At 63.9% G+C, this 15,649-nt stretch carries 16 protein-coding genes; 11 read left to right on the top strand and 5 right to left on the bottom strand.

All coding sequences use genetic code 11. The features are described 5' to 3' along the window. Positions 1 to 12 precede the first annotated feature (12 nt). Positions 13 to 345: a hypothetical protein gene (locus C2U47_RS12075; protein WP_041211883.1), complete on the bottom strand. Its 333-nt coding sequence runs from the start codon at positions 343 to 345 to the stop codon at positions 13 to 15. A gap of 257 nt (positions 346 to 602) precedes the next feature. Between C2U47_RS12075 and C2U47_RS12070 the strand changes: the two genes are divergently transcribed. Both C2U47_RS12070 and C2U47_RS12065 read left to right on the top strand, forming a co-directional pair. Then, positions 603 to 1,517, top strand: coding sequence for a LysR family transcriptional regulator (locus tag C2U47_RS12070; protein ID WP_010675912.1), 915 nt, complete (start codon positions 603 to 605; stop codon positions 1,515 to 1,517). A 443-nt stretch (positions 1,518 to 1,960) separates the two neighbouring features. Further along, on the top strand, positions 1,961 to 2,725 hold the full coding sequence (locus C2U47_RS12065) for a helix-turn-helix domain-containing protein (protein ID WP_010675913.1): 765 nt from the start codon (positions 1,961 to 1,963) through the stop codon (positions 2,723 to 2,725). Positions 2,726 to 2,771: 46 nt separating this feature from the next. On the opposite strand, the gene C2U47_RS12060 is transcribed toward C2U47_RS12065, so the two are convergent. Beyond that, entirely contained in the window at positions 2,772 to 3,584 is an 813-nt protein-coding gene (locus tag C2U47_RS12060; RefSeq protein ID WP_039040129.1) for a UTRA domain-containing protein, read from the bottom strand. 183 nt (positions 3,585 to 3,767) lie between these two features. Here C2U47_RS12060 and C2U47_RS12055 point away from each other — a divergent pair, with 183 nt between their 5' ends. From C2U47_RS12055 to C2U47_RS12030, 6 genes are all read left to right on the top strand, one after another. Continuing rightward, on the top strand, positions 3,768 to 4,814 hold the full coding sequence (locus tag C2U47_RS12055; RefSeq protein WP_049636428.1) for an ABC transporter substrate-binding protein: 1,047 nt from the start codon (positions 3,768 to 3,770) through the stop codon (positions 4,812 to 4,814). Positions 4,815 to 4,824: 10 nt separating this feature from the next. After that, on the top strand, positions 4,825 to 5,658 hold the full coding sequence (locus C2U47_RS12050; protein WP_049636429.1) for an alkaline phosphatase family protein: 834 nt from the start codon (positions 4,825 to 4,827) through the stop codon (positions 5,656 to 5,658). Then, positions 5,658 to 6,554, top strand: coding sequence for an ABC transporter permease (locus tag C2U47_RS12045; RefSeq protein ID WP_049636430.1), 897 nt, complete (start codon positions 5,658 to 5,660; stop codon positions 6,552 to 6,554). Before C2U47_RS12050 ends, C2U47_RS12045 begins: the two co-directional genes overlap by 1 nt. After that, entirely contained in the window at positions 6,547 to 7,323 is a 777-nt protein-coding gene (locus C2U47_RS12040; RefSeq protein ID WP_039040132.1) for an ABC transporter permease, read from the top strand. The genes C2U47_RS12045 and C2U47_RS12040 overlap by 8 nt, the downstream gene beginning before the upstream one ends. 6 nt (positions 7,324 to 7,329) lie before the next feature. Beyond that, on the top strand, positions 7,330 to 8,337 hold the full coding sequence (locus C2U47_RS12035; RefSeq protein WP_043154986.1) for an ABC transporter ATP-binding protein: 1,008 nt from the start codon (positions 7,330 to 7,332) through the stop codon (positions 8,335 to 8,337). 65 nt (positions 8,338 to 8,402) lie between these two features. Then, on the top strand, positions 8,403 to 9,062 hold the full coding sequence (locus C2U47_RS12030) for an HAD family hydrolase (RefSeq protein ID WP_049636431.1): 660 nt from the start codon (positions 8,403 to 8,405) through the stop codon (positions 9,060 to 9,062). A 23-nt stretch (positions 9,063 to 9,085) separates the two neighbouring features. Here C2U47_RS12030 and C2U47_RS12025 read toward each other — a convergent pair whose 3' ends face one another. Continuing rightward, entirely contained in the window at positions 9,086 to 10,690 is a 1,605-nt protein-coding gene (locus C2U47_RS12025) for a sensor domain-containing diguanylate cyclase (protein WP_049636432.1), read from the bottom strand. 110 nt (positions 10,691 to 10,800) lie between these two features. Here C2U47_RS12025 and C2U47_RS12020 point away from each other — a divergent pair, with 110 nt between their 5' ends. Together C2U47_RS12020 and C2U47_RS12015 are read left to right on the top strand one after the other, a co-directional pair. Continuing rightward, entirely contained in the window at positions 10,801 to 11,241 is a 441-nt protein-coding gene (locus C2U47_RS12020; protein ID WP_029314852.1) for a DUF2214 family protein, read from the top strand. Positions 11,242 to 11,350: 109 nt separating this feature from the next. Continuing rightward, the gene (locus C2U47_RS12015; RefSeq protein WP_049636433.1) at positions 11,351 to 12,250 is read left to right on the top strand and encodes a DMT family transporter; all 900 of its coding nucleotides are present in this window, start codon (positions 11,351 to 11,353) and stop codon (positions 12,248 to 12,250) included. Positions 12,251 to 12,319: 69 nt separating this feature from the next. On the opposite strand, the gene C2U47_RS12010 is transcribed toward C2U47_RS12015, so the two are convergent. Continuing rightward, positions 12,320 to 13,177: an AraC family transcriptional regulator gene (locus C2U47_RS12010; RefSeq protein ID WP_049636434.1), complete on the bottom strand. Its 858-nt coding sequence runs from the start codon at positions 13,175 to 13,177 to the stop codon at positions 12,320 to 12,322. Then, positions 13,174 to 13,662 carry a GNAT family N-acetyltransferase gene (locus C2U47_RS12005; protein ID WP_010675925.1) on the bottom strand — a complete coding sequence of 163 codons (489 nt, stop codon included), beginning with the start codon at positions 13,660 to 13,662 and terminating at the stop codon, positions 13,174 to 13,176. The genes C2U47_RS12010 and C2U47_RS12005 overlap by 4 nt, the downstream gene beginning before the upstream one ends. Before the next feature lie 152 nt (positions 13,663 to 13,814). On the opposite strand from C2U47_RS12005, the gene C2U47_RS12000 reads away from it, so the two are divergent. Then, positions 13,815 to 15,263 carry a catalase gene (locus C2U47_RS12000; protein WP_039040138.1) on the top strand — a complete coding sequence of 483 codons (1,449 nt, stop codon included), beginning with the start codon at positions 13,815 to 13,817 and terminating at the stop codon, positions 15,261 to 15,263. The last annotated feature ends 386 nt before the right edge of the window (positions 15,264 to 15,649 follow it).

Here is a 15,649-nt window from a genome sequence, read left to right as displayed (position 1 = left end):
CAAGTTGGTTCATTAACGCTGGCGACCGTCACCCAGACCGAAGGGGATGCGGTAGCTGCTGCTTTCGTTGCCCAGGCTCACCGTCAGCTTGCCCTGGGTACGGCTCGGGATGGCGACCTGCTGGGTGCCCATCAGGTTGGCGTGGACGGAAGCCAGCAGATCACCGGACTCGTCGCGCACCTCCAGCATGGGGTTGGCCTTGCCGTCCATCGCGGCGGTGGCGCTCCAGTTGACGAACAGCACGCCCGGGGCGGCATTGAAGTCAGCGGGAACGGAAGCCTGGGCGGCACCTGCGGTCATCAGGCCTGCAACGGCCAGCATCTTGATTACGTTTTTCATGTTCATTCACTCTCTTGGGTTTTATGTCATTGCCAAGGCCCCTTGGGCCCGAATCAATGCATCCATGCAAGAGATCATTCAAATACTATGTTGTTCTTTTGCTGACATCAGACATCGTGTTTGGGGATGTCTCAGCCCGGAACTACCTTTTATTTGGCTGCCAGGCGTTCCTGCCTAAGCGTTGATTGAATATTAAAGTGACTTCCCCTAAGTTGTTAGCGAGATAATCTGGTAAACACATTCAAAAAAATTGAAGGTTTGATATGGCCAAGGAATCGAACAAGGAGCGGGCGTTGACCCTGGAGGCGATCCGGGTGCTGGACGCCATCGACCGTCGTGGCAGCTTCGCGGCGGCGGCCGACGAGTTGGGCAAGGTGCCTTCGGCGCTGAGCTACACGGTACAAAAGCTGGAAGACGAGCTGGACGCCATGCTGTTCGACCGCAGCGGCCACAGGACCAAGTTCACCCCGGCGGGCCGCATGCTGCTGGAGCGGGGCCGGGTGCTGCTGGAGGCGGCCGAGCACCTGGTGGGGGAGACCCGGGCCCTCTCCCGTGGCTGGGAGACCGACATCACCATCGCCGTCGATGCCTTGATGCCGGTACAGGCTCTCTACCCCCTGGTGGATCGGCTGGCAGAACAGACCGATACCCGGCTGAGGTTTCGCGCCGAGGTGCTGGCGGGCAGTTGGGAGTGCCTGGAGGATGGTCGCGCCGACCTGCTCATCTCCTCCCTCAATGCCGATATCGCCATGACCGGCATCAAGCACCAGGTGCTCAGGGAGGAGGTGATGCTCTACGTCGCCCACCCCGATCACCCCCTGCATCAGGAACCCGAGCCCCTGGCGGACGAGACCCTGCGCCGCTATCGCGCCATCGCGGTGGCCGACACGGCGCTGCGCAAGCCGGTGCTCACCTACCGCCTGCTCGACAAGCAGCCGCGCCTGACCGTCAGCACCATGGGGGAGAAGCGGGACGCCCTGCTGGCGGGGCTCGGCATCGGCACCATGCCGCAACGCTGGATTGAAGAGGACATCAAGGCGGGCAGACTCAAGGTGATCAGTCCCGAATATCGCCACCAGATCCAGGTCGTGCTGGCCTGGCGGCGAGACACCATGGGCAAGGCCAAGAGCTGGCTGGTGCGGGAGATCCCCAAGCTGTTTGCCGGTCAGGGGGAATAAAGGACTGCCTTCCGGGGTCGGTGGCGCAGGAAGTACCAAAACTGCGCCCCATTCTTGACGACGGGCTCAGATTCGGAGAAAAGAAAAAAAGCGGACCTCTTGCGAGTTCCGCTCAATGCCAGGAAAGAATAAAACCTTGCGGTTAAAAAAACCCTTAAATTGGAAGCAAACAATCGTTTTCTCAACCAGGAAGGTATTGAATCCGATTCGTGTTGAATTATGTGCGATGTAATATGCATCACCAGCAAAATGTTGAAAGGTTGAAGGATATGCACCACCGAGTGTCATTTTCTGCCACCTTGCACCACAACTGGTCAGGCCATTTCCGCCATTATCACCGGGTTACCCTCCTCTGGTTTTTCTAGGTGTCAAAATTTGAGCCCGATACAGACAAACCACTCAATTTCTGACACGACTAAAAATGCAGATAAAGGAATAGTTGCATGACCTACAGCCAGACACTGGCCAATCACATCCTCGACACCCTGAAGAAAACCCTGACCGACAAGGGGATCCGCTATCAGACCCTGGCAGAAGCCATGGGGGTTTCCATCGCCACCGTGAAGCGCATGATGAACAAGCCCTCCCTGCCGTTCGACACTCTGCTGGAGATCTGCCATCTGGTGGGACTCTCCTTCGAAGAGCTGCTGGACCGGACCCAGGATGCCCAGAGCCGCCGGGCCGTCTTTACCCAGGAGCAGGACGAGGCGTTTCACAAGGAGCCGGGGCTCTATGCCTTCCTCGCCAACATCTTCTGGCGCGACAAGACCCTTATCGATCTCAAGCGGGAGTACGGCCTGACCGATGCCTCCTGCTACCTCTATCTGCGCAAGCTGGAGAAGCTCGGCATCCTGCAGCTTGGCATCGACAACAGCTACCACTTCCTCATCAGCGAGCGCATCAGCTTCGAGCAGCACAGCCGCTTCGCCCGCCAGCAGGCGCGCCAGGCCATGTCGGTGCTGGGGGACTATCTGGTGGAGAACATGCACAGGCCCAACAACTACATGGCGCTGTGCCAGCTCCATCTGGGGGAAAGCGAGGCCATGGCGCTGATCGATCGCATGAAGGAGTACTGGCATCAGGAGCTCAAGCTCAACCGCCCCGCCATCGGCCAGCGGGAGGGCAGCAAGACCTACACCATGTCCCTGCAACTGGCGGACTGCGGCTACCAGAGCTTCGACGATCTGATCCCCAACATCGACAACTGATCCCGGTGGATCCTGCGGGATCCGCCATGTCAGTGCTAGAACGCCGCTACTCTGCCAGTTGCACCTGCCGCGCGCCGGTGGCGAGCGGTTGCAGTGCCCGGGTATCCAGGCAGATGCGGATGGCGTCCGGTCGCCAGTGCTCGATGTCGCAATCCACCAGCTTCCCCTCCTCGTCATGATTGACCCGCACCAACCGCAGCACGGCGCTCCCCTGGGCCAGGTTGAGGGCGCGGGCTATCTCTCCCCGTGCCGCCGACGGGGTGATCTCGAGGCTCGCCCAGCCCTGGCCTATGCCATAGCGCTGTCGGTAGAGCTCGGTGAGGGAGCTGGCCAGGGGAGCGCTGGCGATGCCGGGGAAGCGGCTCGCCAGCAGGTGATGGCTGACGTGGAGCACGGGGCGACCGTCGATCAGCCGCTGGCGGCGGATTTCGTAGAGCGGCGTAAAGGGTTCCAGACCCATCCAGCGGCACAACTCGCTGCTGGCAAGCTGGTTGCCATGAGCCAGCACCCGGGTCTCGGCGGTGCGCTGCTGCTCGCCAATCCACTGGTGAAAGTGGGTGTGGATGGCGGGATCGTAGGTGAGGCGAGGCGGCGCCACGAACCAGCCGCGCCGCTCGGCCCGGTAGATGAGGCCGTCCGCCTCGAGGCTGGAGAGCGCCTCCTTGATGGTGATGCGGGTGGTGGCGAAGCGCTCGCTCAGCGCCCGTTCGGCGGGCAGCTGCTGCCCCGCCGCCAGGTGTCCGCTGCCGATATAGCGGCGCAGGGTCCGGCAAATCTGTTCGCACTTGGAGGGTGTGCGGCCATCGGCCATCCCCTGTTCACTCAATCGCTCTGTCACTGTCACATCCCTGTCGGTCATTCGGGTTTGCACACCACTGGAGTAGACCAGAGGTTGTCGACCCCGAGTTGTAACCGCCCCTGATGACAGCGCCATGACAGGGCGATTGTCACGAAACTGCCATCAAAGCGCCCCGCCACCGTCATATTTCCCCTCTAGCATCCCTCTCGAACCTTAACTGACCTAGTCCAGAGGGATGGGATGATGAAAAGCGTGATCGCAAGTGCACTGGCCCTGGTGGCCATCAGTCAACCGCTGTTTGCCGCCGATAACATCGCGGATCTCGAAAAAGCCGCCCGCGGTGAGGGCCAGCTCCAGAGCGTCGGCATGCCGGACAGCTGGGCCAACTGGAAGGATACCTGGCAGCAGCTCGGCAGCATCTATGGCATCAAGCATCAGGATACCGACATGAGCTCCGCCCAGGAGATCGCCAAGTTCGCCGCCGAGAAGGCCAATGCCACCGCCGACATCGGCGACGTGGGCGGCGCCTTCGGCCCGGTGGCGGTCAAGCAGGGGGTCACCCAGCCCTACAAGCCCTCCACCTGGGCCGACATTCCCAACTGGGCCAAGGATGCGGACGGCCACTGGATGCTGGCCTATACCGGCACCATCGCCTTCCTGATCAACAAGGATCTGGTCAAGGCCGCCCCCACCAGCTGGCAATCCCTGCTGGGTGGCGACTACAAGGTGACCCTGGGTGACGTAGGCGTCGCCTCCCAGGCCAACAACGGCGTGCTGGCGGCGGCCTATGCCACCGGCGGCAGCGAGAAGAATCTGAAACCCGCCCTGGAGTTGTTCGGCAAGCTGGCCAAGCAGGGCCGTCTGTCGCTGAACGACCCGACCATCGCCAACATCGAGAAAGGCGAAGTGGAAGTGGGGGTGCTGTGGGACTTCAACGCCCTCAACTACCGCGACCAGATCGACCCCAAGAAGTTTGATGTGGTGATCCCGAGCGACGGCTCAGTCATCGCCGGCTACACCACCATCATCAACAAGTGGGCCAAGAACCCCAACGCCGCCAAGCTGGCGCGGGAATACATCCTCTCCGATGCAGGTCAAATCAACCTGGCCCGTGGCTATGCCCGCCCCATCCGCAGCAACGTGACCCTGCCGGATGACGTCAAGGCCAAGCTGCTGCCGGCCGAGCAGTATGCCAATGCCAAGCCGGTGCAGGATCACGCCGCCTGGGAGCAGAGCTCCAAGGCCCTGCCGCGCCAGTGGCAGGAAACCGTCATGATCAACATGCAGTAAGGAGTGGCCAGTGCAACACAAGGTGATAGTGGTACTTGTGGATGGCCTGGCAGCAGAGGTAGCCCATTGCATGGGCTACCTCTGTGGCATGGTGGAGGCAGAGCGCGGCCTGCATACGACCCTGAGTGCCGCCCTGCCCTCCCTCTCCCGCCCTCTCTACGAGTGCATCCTGACCGGCCTGCCGCCGGTGGCGAGCGGCATCACCCACAACGGGGTGACGCGCCTGAGCCAACACGACTCCATCTTCCATCTGGCCCGGGCCGCGGGTAAACGCACCGCAGCGGCGGCCTACCACTGGGTGAGCGAGCTCTACAACCAGAGCCCCTGGCTGGCGGCCCGCGATCGCTTCACCCATGACGAGCAACTGCCCATCCAGCACGGCTGCTTCTACTGGGATGACGGCTACCCCGACAGCCACCTGCTGATGGACGGCGAGTGGCTGCGCAGCCAGTACGACCCCGATTTTCTGCTGATCCACCCCATGGGGGTGGATGACGCTGGCCACCAGTTTGGCCTCGATTCCCGCCAGTACCGCAATCAGGCGCGCCGCATGGACAGCCTGCTGGCCGACCTGCTGCCCCAGTGGCTGGCGGAGGGGTATCAGGTGGTGATCACCTCGGATCACGGCATGAACAACGATCTCAGCCATGGCGGCACCCTGGCCGAGGAGCGCACCGTGCCGCTCTGGCTCTTTGGCGATGCCTTCGTCGAGCGCTGGCCGGATGGGGTGGCGATCGCCCAGACCCAGCTCTGCGCCCTGATGGCGGATCTGCTGGGAGTTCCCCACGACAAGCCGGCAGCCCCCCCGCTGCTCAAGGCGGCCTTTATGCGCGAGGTGCACTGATGATGCCTGCCACCACCGAGATCCTCGCGGATCAACAGGTGAAGCCACGCCGGGTGCGCCGCCACTGGCTGCCGGCCCTGGTGCTGCTGCCCTTTGTCCTATTGATGATCCTGTTCCAGCTCGCCCCCATGGTGTGGGTGCTGGTGGGCAGCGTCCAGACCCCCGATGGCTGGGGTCTCGACCACTACCGGGAGATTTTGAGCTCCCCCTTCTATCTGCAATCCTTCGGCAACTCGTTGCGCATCGCCGGCATCGCCAGCCTGGCGGGGCTCGCCATCGGCACCCTCGGGGCCGCGGCGCTGCGCCACAGCGGCGAGCGGGTCAAGCGGCTGCTGCTGGCCTTCGTCACCATGACGGGCAACTTCAGCGGCGTGCCGCTGGCGTTCGCATTCATCATCGTGCTCGGCATCAATGGCGCGGTGACCCTGCTGCTCAAATCCTGGGGCCTCATCGATGGCTTCAACCTCTATTCGGGCAGCGGCCTTATCCTGATTTACACCTACTTCCAGATCCCGCTTGCCCTGCTGCTGCTCTACCCGGCGTTCGACGCCCTGCAGGATGAGTGGCCCCAGGCCGCCGCCCTGCTTGGCGCCAGCAAGGGCCAGTATGTGTGGCACGTGGCGCTGCCGGTGCTGACGCCCGCCTTGCTCGGCACCCTGATCATCCTGTTTGCCAACGCGGTGGGAGCCTATGCCTCCGCCTACGCCCTCACCACCGGCAACTTCAACCTGGTGACCATCAGGGTGGCCAGTCTGGTCTCCGGCGACATCTTCCTCGAGCCGAATCTCGCGGCGGCGCTGGCGGTGATCCTGATGGTGCTGCTGGGGGTGGTGACAGCCGCCAACCAGTGGCTGCTGAAAAAGAGCTATGTGAACAGGGGGCAATCCCATGCATGATTTGACGCCGCGCTGGCCCAGATGGGTGCTGGGGGCGCTGGTCGCCACCCTGCTGCTGCCGCTGCTGGCCACCTTTCTCTACTCCATCTCCACCCGCTGGGGGGCGACCCTGCTGCCGGATGGCTTTACCCTCGACTGGTATCTCAAGCTCTGGGGCGATCCGCGCTTTCTGGCGGCCTTTGGCCGCAGCCTCCTGGTCTGTTTCGCCACCCTGCTGCTGGGGACCCTGGTGCTGGTGCCCACCGTGCTGGTGGTGGCCTACTACTTCCCCAGGCTGGATCCCTGGATGAACCTCTTGATCCTGCTCCCCTTCGCGGTGCCGCCCGTGGTCTCTTCGGTGGGGCTGCTGCAGATCTACGCTGACGGCGTGCTGCCGATTATCGGCACGCCGTGGATCCTGATCGGGACCTGGTTCACCGTGGTGCTCCCCTTCATGTACCGGGCGCTGGCCAACAGCCTGCAAGGGGTGCCGCTCAAGGATCTGATGGATGCCGCTCATCTGCTGGGGGCGAGCAGTGCCCGCGCCTTCCTGCTGGTGGTGATCCCCTGCCTGCGCAAGGGGCTGCTGGCGGCACTGTTTCTCTCCCTCTCCTTCCTGCTCGGCGAGTTCGTGTTTGCCAACATGCTGGTGGGCACCCGTTACGAGACCCTGCAGGTCTACCTCTACAACATGCGTGCCACCTCGGGCCACTTCACCAGCGCCCTGGTGATGAGCTACTTCCTGCTGACCCTGCTGCTCACCTGGGCAGCCAACAGATTTCATCGGTGAATCAACATGTTCCATCTAGAAGTGAATCAACTGCACAAATCCTACGGTGACACCAAGGTGTTCGAGGGGATTGAATTCGGCATCCGCAAGGGGGAGCTTGTGACCCTGCTCGGCCCCTCCGGCTGCGGCAAATCCACCCTGCTGCGGGCCCTGGCCGGGCTCACCCCGGTGGATGGTGGTCAGGTGCGGGTGGCCGGTGAGGACATTACCTGGCAGGCCCCCCAGAAGCGGGGCATCGGCATGGTGTTCCAGAGCTATGCGCTGTTTCCCAACATGACGGTGTGGGACAACGTCGTTTTCGGCCTCAAGATGAAACCCCAGCCGGGGCGGGATCTCGCCGCCAGCGTACAGGAGGCGCTAGAGCTGGTGGAGCTGACCGGCTTCGAGCGCCGCTATCCAGCCGAGCTCTCCGGCGGCCAGCGCCAGCGAGTGGCGCTGGCCCGGGCGCTGGTGGTGCAGCCGCGGATCCTGCTGCTGGATGAGCCGCTCTCGGCGCTGGATGCCCGCATCCGCCGCAGCCTGCGCCAGCAGATCCGCGAGATCCAGCAGCGCCTCGAGCTCACCACCATCTTCGTGACCCACGATCAGGAGGAGGCGCTGACCCTGTCGGATCGGATCTTCCTGATGAACAAGGGCTCCATCGTCCAGAGCGGCACGCCAGAGCAGATCTACACCCGTCCCGCCAGCGAGTTCGTGGCGGGCTTTATCGGCAACTACAACCTGCTGGGTGGCGAGCAGGCCAAATCCCTGTTCGGCCCGCGCTTTCGCGGCAAGCTGGCGCTGCGGCCGGAGTCCATCATCCTGCTGCCCGCCGGGGCGGGCAGCCACGAGCCCAGCCTGCCCGGCATCGTTCGCCAGCAGCAGCTGCTCGGCAACGTCATCCGCTATCAGGTGGAGTGCGAGGCGGGGCTGTTGACGGTGGATTGCCTCAACCGCCGTGCCGGTGATCTGCTGCCGGTAGGCAGCGCCGTGACCCTGGTGGTGGCCCGGGATCAACTCTGTGAGGTAGCATAACGCCATGAATCCCATTCATTTTTCAGCCAGTACCCCGATGCTGGCAGCCAACCCGAGGAGCAGCCATGGCCCTGGCACTGTTTGATCTGGACGAGACCCTGATAGCGGGGGATTCCGCCAGCCTCTGGCTGGAGTACATGGTGGCCCAGGAGCTGGCCCCGGCGGGCATGGTGGCCGAGGAGCAGGCCATGATGTCCCTCTACCACCAGGGCAAGATGGACATGCACCAGTACATGGCCTTCACCCTGCAACCGCTGGCAGGCAGGACGCGCCAGTGGCTCGACTCCCTCTGCACCCGCTTTGCCGAACAGGTGCTGCGGGAGCGCCTCTACCCCGAGGGGCTGGCCCGCATCGAGTGGCACCGCCAGCGTGGCGACGAGCTGGTGCTCATCTCCGCCTCCGGCGAGCATCTGGTGGCCCCCATGGCGCAGATGCTGGGGATGGATCACTGCGTGGCCATCCTGCTCGACGAGGAAGCCGGCATGTTGACCGGCCAGACCCGCGGCACCCTGAGTTTTCGCGAAGGCAAGGTGGTCCGCATCAACCAGCTCTTTGCCGGAAAGGAACACCTCTGGCAGGGGAGCTTCGGCTACAGCGATTCCCACAACGATCTGCCCATGCTGCAGGCGGTGAGCCATCCCCATGCGGTCAATCCGGCCCCCGCCCTGCGCCAGTGCGCCGAGGAGCTGGGCTGGCCCCTCTGGACCTGGCAGTTGCACCCTTGATCCGCGCAATGAAGAAGAGGCCCTCAGGCCTCTTCTTTGCTCAACATGCCATCCCCTGAGGGCGAGTCGTCCCGGGGAGCCAGGGGATCCACCATGTAGATGCGATTCTTGCCGTCACCCTTGGCGCGATAGACCTCGGCATCGACCATGGTCAGCAGGCTCCTGGCCCCAAGCCCGGGGGCACTCGCCACCAGGCCGCCGCTGAAGGTGATCCCAAGACCGGGTTCACGCCAGTGCAGAGAGGCCACCCCCATCCTGTACTGCTCCAGCAGCATCTGGCAGAAGTGGATATCCGGATTGGCGAACAGCACCACCAGCTCTTCCCCGCCATAGCGGCATACCCAGCCATGATCCCCCAGCAGCTTGGCGCCAAAGCTGGCCACCCGCTTGAGCACCACGTCCCCGGTCTGGTGACCATAGGTGTCATTGATCCGCTTGAAACCGTCCAGATCGATCATGGCCAGGCAGAAGCTGTCCTGATCGAGCAGCAGCCGATTCAACCGCTCGTCGAAGAAGCGCCGGTTGTAAAGGCCGGTCAGCTTGTCGAGGTTCGCCTGCTGGCGCACCTCGTGATAATCCTTGCTCACCTCCGCCAGCTCGGCATAGACGTGCCTGAGCTCGCGCATCCCCCCCTGGTGCACCTCGTCAGGCTGGGTCCGGCTGGCCCGGATCACGGTGGAGATCTCGTCCAGCATCCGCCTGAAATAACGGGACCAGATCAGTGCCAGCACCATGTAGAGCACGCTGGCCAGCACGATGATCCCGAGCACGTTGAGGGAGGCGCTCGCCACCACCGCCTGGATGCTGGAGGCGGGCAACACGCTGATCAGCACCCAGTTGTGGTCAGGCAGGCGGCTGTAGGCCACGAACTGGCGAGACGCCTGATCCAGGAAGATGCCGTCCTCCCCGCTGAAGCGGGAGAGCCAGGTCGGGTGGGTCATGGGCTTGAGCAGTTGCGAGGGATCGGGGTGGGCCAACACCTTGCCCGACTGGTTGACGATCATCTGGTAGCCGCTGTTCCACTGCCGGTTCAGCTGGGCGGAGAAGGGGGCCAGGATGGCATCCACCGCGAAGACCCCCCGCACCTTGCCCTCCTTGTCGGTGATGGCCCGCGCCAGGGCGATCACCAGCGTGCCGTTGGTGTAGTCGTAGTAGGGTTCGGTCCAGACCATCTTGCCCACATGCTGGCTGGCCAGCTGATACCAGGGGCGCACCCTAGGATCGAAGTCCGCATCCGCCTGCCATTCGGGGTAGATCAGCATCTGGCGCTCGGCGGTGCCCACATAGATGTAGATGAGATCCGCCATCACCCCCTTGTAGAGACGCCACTCCCTGAGATAGGAGTCGGTGTTGCGCAGACGGGGGCCACTGATGTCCTCCACCTTGACCTGGTCGTAGATGAGGGAGAACTGACGCTCCATCTCGTTCAGGTAGGGTTCGATGAAGACGTGGCGCAACTGGTGATTGGTGGCGAGCAGGCGCTGTTGCAGCTCTCGCTGCAGGCTGCGCTCCATGTGCAAGTAGTAGATGGCGCCCAGCATCAGGACGGGAATGAAGAGCAGAAGCAGGCCCAGGCGCATCCGTGCCACCAGGGACCAGGTCTTTTTGGAGACTGCTCGCTTATCCAACCCTGACTCCATGCTATCCCCTGACATCGTGTAGTGTCAGAATATCAGCCCCACCTGATGGCGTCCAAACGGAAGCGCATCAGGTGGCCAACGAGAAGGAACTGGCCTGGATGTTGAAACCGGAACTGCTGACTGCCCTCCATTACTGCGCCGTGATCACCCTGACCGGTGCCATCACCTCGGAGTATTTCCTGTTCCGGCGCGGCATGTCCATCGAGCAGGTGCGCAAGCTGCTGCTGGCTGACAGCCTGGCCGCCCTGGCCCTGCTGCTCATCTTCATCACGGGAGTGCTGCTGGTGGTCGCCCATCCCCAGCCACCGGCCATCCTGTTTGCCAATCCGGGTTACCGCACCAAGCTGCTGATGTTCTTCGCCATGGCCATCAGCTTTGGCTACCCCAGCCGGCTGTTCCACCACTGGCGCCGATCCTTGCGCCAGGGACGGGCTCCCCTTGTCTCCACCCAGCAGCAGTTCTGGGTGATCTGGATCCTTAGGGGCAACCTGCTGCTGCTCGCCCTGCTGCCCCTGCTCGCCAAGCTGGCCAGCCGCTGATCCTGCCCTCGCCCGGCAACAAATGGCTGACGACAAACGCCCCTTCTCGCAGGTATCGTAATGGCGGGGCCCGAGTGCCGCCGAGACTCTTTCTCAGGGATGATTCCGTATGCGTTCAAACATGATGTTATTGATGGCCGCCGCCATCTGGGGGCTGGGCTTCGTCGCCCAGCGTCTGGGGATGGATCACATGGGGCCCTTCACCTTCAACGGCCTGCGCTTCCTGCTGGGCGCCCTCTCCCTGCTGCCGCTCTTGTGGTGGCTCAAGTCACGCCAGCCGCCCCAGCCTGCCGGTGATCACCGCCTGCTGCTGACCGGGGGCCTCATCGCCGGCACCGTGCTCTTCTCCGCCGCCTCCCTGCAACAGGTGGGGCTGCTCTACACCACGGCCGCCAAGGCGGGCTTCATCACCGGCCTCTACATCATACTGGTCCCCGTCATCGGCCTGGCCCTGCGCCACAAGACCGGGGCCAACACCTGGGTAGGCGCCCTCATCGCCATGGCCGGGCTCTATTACCTCAGCGTCACCGAGGAGTTCACCATCGGCTACGGCGATCTGCTGCAAGTGATCGGGGCCCTGTTCTGGGCCGTGCATCTGCTGGTGCTGGATCACTACTCGAACCGGGTCGCCCCCATTCGTCTTGCCGGGGTGCAGTTCGTGGTGTGCGGCCTGCTCAGCCTGGCCACGGCCTTCATCATCGAGACCCCGACGGCGAGTGGTGCCGTCGCGGGCTGGCAGGCGCTGCTCTACGCCGGTCTGGTCTCGGTCGGCATCGGCTATACCCTGCAGGTGGTGGGGCAGCGCGGTGCCCATCCGGCCCACGCCGCCATCATCCTCAGCCTGGAGACGGTGTTCGCCGCCATCGGCGGTGTCCTGCTGCTGGGGGAACATCTGGACGAACGGGCCGTGGTCGGCTGCGCCCTGATGCTGGCGGGGATGCTCATCTCCCAGATCCGCCTGCGCTGGTGGTGGAAGTCCCGCCGCAACAAGGTGCCCAGCCAGTCCTGATATCTGCGGTGGTCATGGACCCCAAATAAAACGAGGCGCCCTTGGGTGCCTCGTTTTATTGCCGCCTGCCTAGCGCACGCTGGAGCAGAAGCTCACGTCATCGCGCAGGGGGTCATTGCTCACGCTGTGATAGAGCTCGAAGCAGGGGCCGTCCCCAAAGGCGAGCCCGGCCGCGACGATATCGCCGATGTGCTCCTGCCAGCGCTCCCCGTACTGGCTGCGATCCGTGATGAGGTAGCGGGACTGGGCGTAGCGTCCGGCGGGGATGTGCTGGATCTCCACCTCTCCCGAGCCCTGGGTCCCCACCGGTACGCTGATGCCGATGTCGGTGCGGCACTGGGCCGGCGGCGTCACCTCGGGGTTGTCGTGGTAGATGAAGATCCACTCTCCCCCTTCCAGGCCACGGGGCGCGGCCCACTGGTGAAGGCGATGGCAGACGGCGTCATACCCTTCGCCATAGGGGCCGGTCACGCGGATATAGGCCAGGGTGCGGGCGTCCATCTCGACGGTGTTCATGGTGTTGCTCCTTGCTGATGAGTGGCCTTCAGCATAAGGGAGTGCCCCTTGCCATGCGTGTCCTTCCTTGCGATCCAGGTGTCCGTTCTTGCCCTTGTCGCGGCGAAACGCCCCCGGGGTGCAACCATAGTGGCGACGAAACGCCTTGGCGAAGGCCTGGGAGCTGCCAAGCCCCGCCCCCAGGGCGATGGCGGTGACGCTGGCATCGGTGTAGCAGAGCTGCCAGGCCGCCCGCTGCATCCGCAGGCGGCGGCACATCTCGCCAGGGGCCTCCCCCACCACGGCGGTGAACACCCGGTGGAAGTGGTAGAGGGAGAGGCAGGCGCGACTCGCCAGCGCCTCGATGGAGAGATCCGGATCCTGCTCCAGTGCCCGCAGCACCGGCGTCAGGCGCTCGCGATAGTCGATCATCGGCGCACCCTGGCCATGTAGAGGGCATCCACCAGCACCCCATGACGCAGGCCGTAATCCCGGGCAACGCCCTCCTCCACGAAGCCCGCCTTGCGATAGAGGGCCAGGGCCGCCTGGTTGTCGGCCCAGACCGTCAGCTCCACCCGCGTCAAGCCGAGCCAGTTGTCCGCCAGATCCAGCGCAGCCTGCATCAGGGCGGTGCCCACCCCGCGCCCGGCCCAGTCATCGTGTACCGCCATGCCGATGCTCGCCACGTGGCGGCGGCGGGGGGCCGGCTCCACCATCAGGACCAGCGCGCCCGCCACCTCCCCCTCCCACTCCGCCAGCAGGCTGTAGATGCCATCCCGCGGGGTCAGCTTCTGCTCCCACTGCTGCAGGGAGGGGAAGGGAAGTTGCAGGGTGCCCGCCTGGGCATGGGGCATGGCGTGAAGATCCCGCAGGGCGGCGGCATCTTCCGGCCCGGCGCGGCGAATGGTGATGGACATGAGACCTCCTGATTGGCTGAATCCCATCTTGCCGCAAGGCTGGCGTCTGTTTCCACCCCCATCAGCGAAACCAATCAAAGGGTTAGGCACACTCCATTGGAGCCGCTCCCCCACTTCACCTAGTCTGGCGACTCATCACAAGGAGACCCGCCATGACCGACAAGACCCTGCGCAGCGCCAACGGCGCCCCCGTCGTCGACAACAACAACAGCCTCACCGCCGGCCCCCGCGGCCCCGTCCTGATGCAAGACATCTGGTTGATGGAGAAACTCGCCCACTTCGACCGCGAGCGCATTCCCGAGCGGGTGGTGCACGCCAAGGGCTCGGGCGCCTACGGCACCTTCACCGTGACTCACGACATCAGCGCCTTCAGCAAGGCCGACCTGTTCAACGCCGTCGGCAAGCAGACCCCGGTGTTCCTGCGCTTCTCCACCGTGGCCGGCGAGAAGGGCGCCGCCGACGCAGAGCGCGACGTGCGCGGCTTCGCCCTCAAGTTCTACACCGAGCAGGGCAACTGGGATCTGGTGGGCAACAACACCCCGGTGTTCTTCATCCGCGATCCCCTGAAATTCCCTGACTTCATCCACACCCAGAAGCGGGATCCCCGCACCAACCTGCGCAGCGCCACCGCCGCCTGGGACTTCTGGTCCCGCCACCCGGAATCCCTGCACCAGGTCACCATCCTCTTCAGCGATCGCGGCATTCCCAGGAGCCTGCGGGAGATGAACGGCTACGGCAGCCACACCTTCAGCTTCATCAACGACGCGAACGAGCGCTTCTGGGTCAAGTTCCACTTCAAGACCGAGCAGGGCCACCGCTTCTACACCGATGAAGAGGCGGCCACCGCCGTCGGTCAGGACAGAGAGACCAGCCAGGCAGATCTGTTCAACGCCATCGAGCGGGGGGACTTCCCGCGCTGGAAGGTCTATGTGCAGGTGATGCCAGAGGCCGAGGCCCAGACCTACTCGATCCACCCGTTCGACCTCACCAAGGTGTGGCCCCACAAGGACTACCCGCTCATCCCGGTCGGCGTGCTGGAACTCAACCAGAACCCGGACAACTACTTCGCCCACGTGGAGCAGGCCGCCTTCACCCCGGCCAACGTGGTGCCCGGCATCGGCTTCTCGCCGGATCGCATGTTGCAGGGGCGGCTCTTCTCCTACGGTGACACCCAGCGCTACCGTCTCGGCGTCAACCACGGCCTGCTGCCGGTCAACGCCCCGCGCTGCCCGTTCCACCACGGTGCCCACCGCGACGGCGCCATGCGGGCCGACAGCAACGGTGGCGCCAGCCCCAACTACCAGCCAAACCGCTTCGGCACCCAGCAGCCGAGCGAGCAGCACGAACCGGCCCTGAGTCTGGAAGGGGCTGCCCTGCACTACGATTTTCGTGACTACGACAGCGACTACTACAGCCAGCCGGGGGATCTCTTCCGCCTGATGGACGAGGGGCAGCGTGCCCGCCTCGCCGCCAACCTGGCCCGCTCCCTCATCAATGTGGAGGATGACGCCATCGTCGCGGCCCAGCTCAGGCACTTCGAGCAGGCCGACCCCGAGTACGCCAAGCGGGTCGAGCTGGCCCTCGCCGCCCTGCAACGCTGAGTCGCAGGCAGCCAACCTCTGCAAAAGCAAAACGGGGGCCTGATGGCCCCCGTTCTCGCATGACGGTCTTTGCTGAATGAAGGGGTTGTACCGCCAGCTCACGGCGGCAACGACGTTGAGCACTGGCAGCGCGGCACCATTATCCACCTGTGGTAATCAACCTGTCTGTGGTAATGCACTTCTAGTCAGCAATAAAAACGGAGCCCGAGGCTCCGTTCTTCCATGTCGTATCCATCCCGGACACTGCGCCCTCGCGCGCTTCCCTCCTTTGCCAACAAGGGTTTGTACCGCCAGCTTACGACGGCAACGACGTTGTGCACTGGCAGAACGGCATCATTGTCCACCTGTGGTAATAAACCTGCCTGCGGTAATGCACGTTTAGTCAC

Origin of the sequence: Aeromonas sp. ASNIH7, from assembly GCF_002903485.1 — a bacterium.
In the GTDB taxonomy this organism is placed as follows: Bacteria; Pseudomonadota; Gammaproteobacteria; order Enterobacterales; family Aeromonadaceae; genus Aeromonas; species Aeromonas caviae.
Note: the sequence above shows the minus strand (reverse complement) of the source record. Positions and strands in the feature narration are given on the sequence as shown.

Bases quoted from the DNA above. Each gene is read 5' to 3' on its own strand.
- C2U47_RS12020 (WP_029314852.1), top strand. From the start codon at position 10,801: ATGTTGAAACCGGAACTGCTGACTGCCCTCCATTACTGCGCCGTGATC.
- C2U47_RS12040 (WP_039040132.1), top strand. From the start codon at position 6,547: ATGCATGATTTGACGCCGCGCTGGCCCAGATGGGTGCTGGGGGCGCTG.
- C2U47_RS12030 (WP_049636431.1), top strand. From the start codon at position 8,403: ATGGCCCTGGCACTGTTTGATCTGGACGAGACCCTGATAGCGGGGGAT.
- C2U47_RS12055 (WP_049636428.1), top strand. From the start codon at position 3,768: ATGAAAAGCGTGATCGCAAGTGCACTGGCCCTGGTGGCCATCAGTCAA.
- C2U47_RS12075 (WP_041211883.1), bottom strand. From the start codon at position 345: ATGAACATGAAAAACGTAATCAAGATGCTGGCCGTTGCAGGCCTGATG.
- C2U47_RS12035 (WP_043154986.1), top strand. From the start codon at position 7,330: ATGTTCCATCTAGAAGTGAATCAACTGCACAAATCCTACGGTGACACC.
- C2U47_RS12000 (WP_039040138.1), top strand. From the start codon at position 13,815: ATGACCGACAAGACCCTGCGCAGCGCCAACGGCGCCCCCGTCGTCGAC.
- C2U47_RS12010 (WP_049636434.1), bottom strand. From the start codon at position 13,177: ATGATCGACTATCGCGAGCGCCTGACGCCGGTGCTGCGGGCACTGGAG.
- C2U47_RS12045 (WP_049636430.1), top strand. From the start codon at position 5,658: ATGATGCCTGCCACCACCGAGATCCTCGCGGATCAACAGGTGAAGCCA.
- C2U47_RS12070 (WP_010675912.1), top strand. From the start codon at position 603: ATGGCCAAGGAATCGAACAAGGAGCGGGCGTTGACCCTGGAGGCGATC.
- C2U47_RS12060 (WP_039040129.1), bottom strand. From the start codon at position 3,584: ATGACCGACAGGGATGTGACAGTGACAGAGCGATTGAGTGAACAGGGG.
- C2U47_RS12065 (WP_010675913.1), top strand. From the start codon at position 1,961: ATGACCTACAGCCAGACACTGGCCAATCACATCCTCGACACCCTGAAG.
- C2U47_RS12015 (WP_049636433.1), top strand. From the start codon at position 11,351: ATGCGTTCAAACATGATGTTATTGATGGCCGCCGCCATCTGGGGGCTG.
- C2U47_RS12005 (WP_010675925.1), bottom strand. From the start codon at position 13,662: ATGTCCATCACCATTCGCCGCGCCGGGCCGGAAGATGCCGCCGCCCTG.